Annotated in this window: 10 protein-coding genes; 8 read left to right on the plus strand and 2 right to left on the minus strand. The window is 68.5% G+C overall.

Annotated elements, in window-relative coordinates; genetic code table 11:
• Window positions 1-84: 84 nt before the first annotated feature.
• Window positions 85-267 carry a ribosome modulation factor gene (locus MFF55_RS14270; protein ID WP_238244769.1) on the minus strand — a complete coding sequence of 61 codons (183 nt, stop codon included), beginning with the start codon at window positions 265-267 and terminating at the stop codon, window positions 85-87.
• Window positions 268-362: 95 nt separating this feature from the next.
• On the opposite strand from MFF55_RS14270, the gene MFF55_RS14275 reads away from it, so the two are divergent.
• The 7 genes from MFF55_RS14275 to MFF55_RS14305 all read left to right on the plus strand — a co-directional run bounded on the left by MFF55_RS14275 (window position 363) and on the right by MFF55_RS14305 (window position 4,428).
• Window positions 363-656, plus strand: a complete 294-nt coding sequence (locus MFF55_RS14275; protein WP_238244770.1) for a hypothetical protein — start codon at window positions 363-365, stop codon at window positions 654-656.
• A 56-nt stretch (window positions 657-712) separates the two neighbouring features.
• On the plus strand, window positions 713-1,573 hold the full coding sequence (rarD, locus tag MFF55_RS14280; RefSeq protein WP_238244771.1) for an EamA family transporter RarD: 861 nt from the start codon (window positions 713-715) through the stop codon (window positions 1,571-1,573).
• Window positions 1,574-1,649: 76 nt separating this feature from the next.
• The gene (locus MFF55_RS14285) at window positions 1,650-2,648 is read left to right on the plus strand and encodes an NAD-dependent epimerase/dehydratase family protein (RefSeq protein ID WP_238244772.1); all 999 of its coding nucleotides are present in this window, start codon (window positions 1,650-1,652) and stop codon (window positions 2,646-2,648) included.
• Between the two features lie 296 nt (window positions 2,649-2,944).
• Window positions 2,945-3,193: a hypothetical protein gene (locus tag MFF55_RS14290; protein WP_238244773.1), complete on the plus strand. Its 249-nt coding sequence runs from the start codon at window positions 2,945-2,947 to the stop codon at window positions 3,191-3,193.
• Window positions 3,194-3,420: 227 nt separating this feature from the next.
• The gene (locus MFF55_RS14295) at window positions 3,421-3,627 is read left to right on the plus strand and encodes a hypothetical protein (protein WP_238244774.1); all 207 of its coding nucleotides are present in this window, start codon (window positions 3,421-3,423) and stop codon (window positions 3,625-3,627) included.
• The gene (locus MFF55_RS14300; RefSeq protein WP_238244775.1) at window positions 3,627-3,905 is read left to right on the plus strand and encodes a hypothetical protein; all 279 of its coding nucleotides are present in this window, start codon (window positions 3,627-3,629) and stop codon (window positions 3,903-3,905) included. Before MFF55_RS14295 ends, MFF55_RS14300 begins: the two co-directional genes overlap by 1 nt.
• Window positions 3,906-4,194: 289 nt before the next feature.
• Window positions 4,195-4,428: a GcrA family cell cycle regulator gene (locus tag MFF55_RS14305; RefSeq protein ID WP_238244776.1), complete on the plus strand. Its 234-nt coding sequence runs from the start codon at window positions 4,195-4,197 to the stop codon at window positions 4,426-4,428.
• Window positions 4,429-4,539: 111 nt separating this feature from the next.
• On the opposite strand, the gene MFF55_RS14310 is transcribed toward MFF55_RS14305, so the two are convergent.
• A complete protein-coding gene (locus MFF55_RS14310; RefSeq protein WP_238244777.1) occupies window positions 4,540-5,103 on the minus strand; it encodes a hypothetical protein in 564 nt (187 codons plus the stop codon).
• 288 nt (window positions 5,104-5,391) lie between these two features.
• On the opposite strand from MFF55_RS14310, the gene MFF55_RS14315 reads away from it, so the two are divergent.
• The gene (locus MFF55_RS14315; RefSeq protein WP_238244778.1) at window positions 5,392-5,916 is read left to right on the plus strand and encodes a superoxide dismutase family protein; all 525 of its coding nucleotides are present in this window, start codon (window positions 5,392-5,394) and stop codon (window positions 5,914-5,916) included.
• Window positions 5,917-6,000 lie beyond the last annotated feature (84 nt).

Raw genomic sequence — 6,000 nt, forward strand, 5'->3', positions numbered from 1 at the left:
ATCATGGAAACTATTCTGTCTTCTTGTTGCCACGCATTTTTCCGCCGAACCGGTCGCCGCTTCGGCGGACAATGCTCTCGAGCCCTAGCTCTGCTGGCCGGAGCCTCCGTCGCCCGGCCCGTCGCTCGCCTCCTCGTAGGCCTGCATCCAGGCGGCGCGCTCCTCCGAGCCTTCGGGATAGGGGCATTGCGCCAGGCTCTTGCCGTAGAGCCGCGCGTTGCGCCCCTGGATGAACGGGCTGTCGCTCGCCGTCGCCTCGTGGTCCATGTCGTCCGGCCTCCTCAAGGGGTGTGATGGGTTCCCCTTCGTTAACGGCCTCGCGCTAATCCTGTTTCGACAGTTGCGTTTCCGGGACGATCCCCTTGCCCACCCTGCGCCTCCTTGCCGCCGGCAGCGTCCTCGGCCTCAGCGTCGCGACGATCGGCCTCGTCTGCACCGATCGCCTCGATCATCCGGCTCCGGACCCGGTCCCCGTGATGGCGCGCTTCCCCGCGCTCGACCCCGCGACCACGGGCGCGGTCGCGCCGGCGGTGCCGGCGGTCAAGCCCGCGCCGGCCAAGCCTCCGGCGCCCCTGATGACGAACGGCTTCGACACCGAGCGCCTGAACGCCCTGATGCGCGGCGACCCCATCTCGGGACCGGCCCGGCGGAACTGACCTGAACCCCGGGCCCGGCCCCGCGTTCGCGCAAGGCGCAAGGCGTGGAGGGAATCGTGGGCCTCATCTACGCGCTCGGCGCCTATCTGAGCTGGGGCCTCGTCGTCCCGATCCACTTCAAGCTGCTCGATTCGGTGCCGGCCGGCACGGTGCTCGCCCATCGCATCGTCTGGTCGAGCCTGTTCGTCGGCGCGCTCCTCGTCGCCCTGCGCCGATCCCTGCGCAGCCCGTTCCCGCTGAGACCCCGCCACGGGCTGCTCGCGGCCTCGGCCGGTCTCATCGCCGTGAACTGGCTGCTCTACCTCTGGGCGGTGAATGCCGGCCGGATGCTCGACGCGAGCCTCGGCTACTTCATCAACCCGCTGGTGAGCGTGGCGCTCGGCGCCGTGGTGCTGGGCGAGCGCCTGCGGCCGGTCCAGGGCGCCGCCGTCGGCCTGGCGGCGCTCGCCGTCATCGTCGCGGTGGTCACCGCCGGCAGCCTTCCGCTCGTCTCGCTGGCGCTCGCCACGAGCTTCGCGCTCTACGGGCTCGTCCGCAAGGTCGTGGGCATCGATCCGATGATCGGCTTCTGCGCCGAGACCCTGATCCTCCTGCCCTTCGCGCTGTTCCATCTCGCCTTCACGTCCGCGCCGGCCGTTGAGGGCGATACCCTTCGCCTGAGCCTCCTTCTGCTCACCGGCGTGACCACGGCGCTTCCGCTGATCTGGTTCGCGGCCGCCGCTCAGCGGCTCACCCTCGCGACGCTCGGGCTGATGCAATATCTCGCCCCGAGCTGCCTCCTCATCCTCAGCGTCCTCGTCTACGGCGAGCGGGCCGAGCCGCAGCGGTGGCTGCTGTTCGCCCTGATCTGGCTGGCGCTGGCGATCTACGCCGCCGACGCCCTGCGCGCCGCTCGGGGTCCGCGCCCGGTTCCTTGAGGTGCCGGGCTTTCTTGAGGTGGTAGGCCCGGCCGTGTAGGCCAGCCGCGGCAACCCGCGACCGTGAGGCGGCCCGATGCGCATCCTCGTCACCGGCAGCGCCGGCTTCATCGGCTTCCACCTCGCGCGGCGGCTCCTCTCCGAGGGCCACGCCGTCACCGGCTTCGACGGGTTTTCGGACTATTACGACGTCGGCCTGAAGCGGGCCCGGCACGCCATCCTCGCCACGATGCCGGGCTTCGCGGCGGTCGAGGCGCGTCTCGAGACGCCCGGCACCCTTCCCGAGGCGATGGCCCGGGCCGAGCCCGAGATCGTGGTCCACCTCGCCGCCCAGGCCGGGGTCCGCCACAGCCTCGAGAACCCGGGCGCCTATGTCGAGGCGAACCTCGTCGGCATGGGGAACCTGCTCGAGGCCGTGCGCGCGCATCCGGTGCGCCACCTGCTCTTCGCCTCGACGAGCTCGGCCTATGGCGGCGACGCCCGCGTGCCGTTCCGCGAGACGGACCGGGCGGTCTCGCCGCTGACCCTCTACGCCGCCTCGAAGCTCGCGGGCGAGGCGATGGCCCACGCCTACAGCCACCTCTTCGGGATCCCGACCACGGCCTTCCGCTTCTTCACCGTCTACTGTCCCTGGGGGCGGCCGGACATGGCCCTGTTCCTGTTCACGAAGAAGATCCTCGCCGGCGAGCCGATCGAGGTCTTCGCCGGCGGCGCGGCGGAGCGCGACTTCACCTATGTCGACGACCTCGTCGAGGCGATCCGCCGCCTCGCCGACCGGCCCCCGATCGATGCGTCCGTGGGCGAGGCCGACACCCTGAGCCCGGTCGCGCCCTATCGCCTCGTCAATATCGGCGGCGGCCGGCCGGTGCGGCTCGACGCGATGATCGACGCGCTGGAGGGCGCGCTCGGGCGCCGGGCCGAACGCCTCCTGAAGCCCCTGCCGCCCGGCGACGTCGCCCGCACCCACGCGAGCACCGAGCTTCTGCGCGCCCTGATCGGAGGGGCGCCGGAGACGCCGCTGGAGACCGGCATCCCGGCCTTCGTGGCCTGGTACAGGGATTATTACAGGACTTGAGTCTTTCGCGTCGGAGCCGTCGCACTCCCGCGACCTGAGACCGATCGGACGCCCAGAGTTCAGCCCCGCCTCACCTGAGTTCTTCCCGCACAAGGCGGAGTCGATCTCCTTGAGAAGCGCCGCCTTCCGCAGAGATCTCGCCGATCAGGCGAATTGAATTCTTCATGCAAGAACCGGTCGAACTGCATTCGATTTGCGAATTCCTCGATAGAGGCGCGTTGCGGGAGTTTTCTTAAGGGATCAATCAGAAAGATGCCGCTAAGGTTCATCACGACTTCTCGATTTCAGGCGTGATCATGAGCAAGTGGGTTCCCGGCGTTGCTCTTCTCGGCCTCGTCAGTCTGATGGTCATCCCCGCACCCGGCGTGCTGGGCCTGATCATCGGCGGGACTTGCACAGCCGTCATCATCATCAGCGGCATTCTTCTCATCCTCGACCTCGCCGCAAACCGCGTCGCCCTCGCCTGGGAGCGGATGAAGTCGCGCAGCCGCAACAAGACTCGGCGTGCCGTCCATGCTGGCTCGGGCATTGCTCGCAAGGTCTAGCCGGCGAGCGTAATAGGTCCATTGTCTTATACTTTAAGTCCTAGGTAAATAGACATAGGCTTTATGTCTTGCGGTGCCGAGAGCGAGGCCGAGAGCGAGGGAGGGTTCGTTTGGAGAGGTTCGAAGTGGGGCGATCCGCTCGCGACGATGCCGCACCGCTCGATTCCGGATCGATTTTGCAGGACACGTACCTTGCTCGCGCCCGCCCTTGATCTATCTTGCCGGCGATGAACCCAATCATCGTCGTCGCCCTCATCTGCGCCTCCACGGTCCAGGCTCCGGATTGCACGCGCGAGACCGCCCTCGACGTGATCACGGCGCCGGCGCATACCCTGCAGGAATGCCTGATCCAGGGGCCCGTCCTGGCCGCGAGCGCCGGGCACGGCATCGACAAGGACAGCTACGTGAAGACCCGCTGCGAACCCCGGCGCTGATGAGCGAGGACGACGTCAGCCCTGAGCGCGCGGTCATGATCCGTCTGCGCGCTCGCCTTGCCGTGGTCGAGCGCGCCGCCTGGGCCGGATTCGCCGAAGCTATGCGCACGCGGCCCGCCGAGACCGAGGCCTATATCGAGGCGGAGCGCGCCAAATGCGCCGACGGCTTCGGCCGCCGCGGCTGGGCCGCGGACCTTACCGACGCGGAGCGCCGGATGCTCGGTGCGGAGGTCGATTCAGGCCTGGCCGCGCTCGTCGCGGACGCCAAGGCCGGCTGATCGGGGCGTCGGCACACACGGACAGCGGACGTGTCATGCCGTATTTGCAGGGCTCAGCACCGGAATCCGGTGCGTTCCCGCCCGTCTGCGCAGTGGTCCTTGTTTGCCGAGTCAAGAACCCCAGATATAACAATATCATGACGCCATCGCTGCCGATTCGAGCGGCGCCCGGCCTCGTCCGACGGTGCCGTTCCGGTCACGGAATGCGCCGGTCGGATGAGCGGCTTTCGACATCATCGATTCTGCTGGGCCTGCGCCCGCAATTCCAACTCTCGTGAGTCACATCTTCATGAACCAACTCGTTCGCATGTCCCAGATCGGCGAGGCCGACGCGATTGCCGAGCCATCGGCCGCCCTGCGGGTGCCGTTCGCGCAATCGGGCGCCTTCGTCTGCAAGTTCATCATCGGCGAGCCCAATGATCAGGCCATCTGCTGCGGCGCCCCCGTGCCGGACGGCAAGAGCTGGTGCGCCTTTCACCGTCGTGTGGTGTTCGAGCCGGCCCGGCCTGGCCGAATTCGCTGATCCTTCAGCCATCCTGAGCGACGTGATTCCACAGCCCTGCCGGCGAAAGGCGGGGCTGTTCGCGTTCGAACGATTACCCTCTCGGTCAACGGCGCGCACCCTGCGCGGTAATCACTCGTCTTCGTCTTCCCCCTCGTAGGGAACGTAGGTCCGCAGCCGCCGCCCGTCCGGAAACTCCACGCTGCGCGAGCGCACCACGAGGAACCCTGCCGCCTCGGCCTGCCGGATGCGGCGCAGGCGCTCGTCCTCGTGGAAGCCGGAATCCGCCCCCATCGCCACGGCGGCCGGTGCGTAGTGGTATCGCACCGTGACTGGCGCACGCCCCCGCGGCGCTTCACGCTCCCGGGGAGCCTGGGCGACTCGCCGGCTCATGCGCGGCTCGGTGGCCCGGCGGCGCTCCGCGACTTTCGCCCGCGCGGGACGGGCGTCCTTCCGGGTGGCGACCGCAGCGGCACGCTTCGTTTCGCGGGTATCCTCGACCCGCTTCTGCGGAGCCTCCGCCTTGTCAGGATTCGGTGCGGGATCGGACGCGGCAGGCGTGCTGCGGGCCGGCGGATCCGTCCAGGATCGACCGCCGGTCGCCGGCCGGTCCGCCTGTGCCGTCGCGCTGCCAAGGCCGAGCGCGGCGCTCAGAACCAGGGCCGCACTCAGGCGGCGGGGGATCGTGACGGGCATTGAGGCTCTCCCGACTGTGATGCGCGGGCCCGCAGCACCATGAATTCTTAACAAAATCTTTGGATTGCGTCCACGAAAGCGCAATGGTTCCTGCGCTCTTTGGGCCTGCGATGAGCCGGCCGCCGCATAAATCTTTACCGGGCCCGCGACAGGCCTCGTCGAGGCCGTTGCGCTTTGCCGAAGGTGCGGGTTTGGTCCGGTCTGAACGGCTCGCGCGGTTGCCGCGGCAGCACGCCCGCCACACATGGCAGCCTCCGATCGATCCGAGCCGAGATAGAGAGCGACGCGATGCGATGGTTCCTGCCCGCCCTGGCCCTCGCCGTAACCTTCGGTTCCGCTCACGCCCAGACCGCACCGGCCGCCCCGCAGAGCTTCGAGGGCAACGTGGCGAACAATCGGAGCGAGACGATCGGCCAGATCACCATCCGCGACGGCGCCACGGCCCTCGTGATGCGGCTGACGATCGCGCCGGGCGGATTGCCGCCGGGCTGGCACGGCATGCATTTCCACGCGGTCGGCGATTGCTCGGACGCGGACAAGTTCGAGCGGTCGAAGGCGCATGTGAACCACGACCAGAGCAAGCACGGCCTGCTCAATCCCGACGGTCCCGACGAGGGCGACCTGCCCAACGTCTATGCCAATGCCGACGGCTCCGTGAACGCGGAGGTCTCGAGCGAGACGCCCCTGACCGGGGAAGGCGGCCTCAAGGACGGGAACGGCTCGGCGCTGATCATCCACGCCAACGAGGACGATCACATGAGCCAGCCGATCGGCGGGGCCGGCGCCCGCATCGCCTGCGCCGTGATCAAGTAGGACCGGGCGCAGGCGCCCGATCTAGCGCTGCCGGCTCTTCACCGAGACGACGTTCGACCCCGGCTTCCGTTCGGGCAATGTGGT

The sequence above is a fragment of the Methylobacterium iners genome (assembly GCF_022179305.1).
GTDB lineage: Bacteria > Pseudomonadota > Alphaproteobacteria > Rhizobiales > Beijerinckiaceae > Methylobacterium > Methylobacterium iners.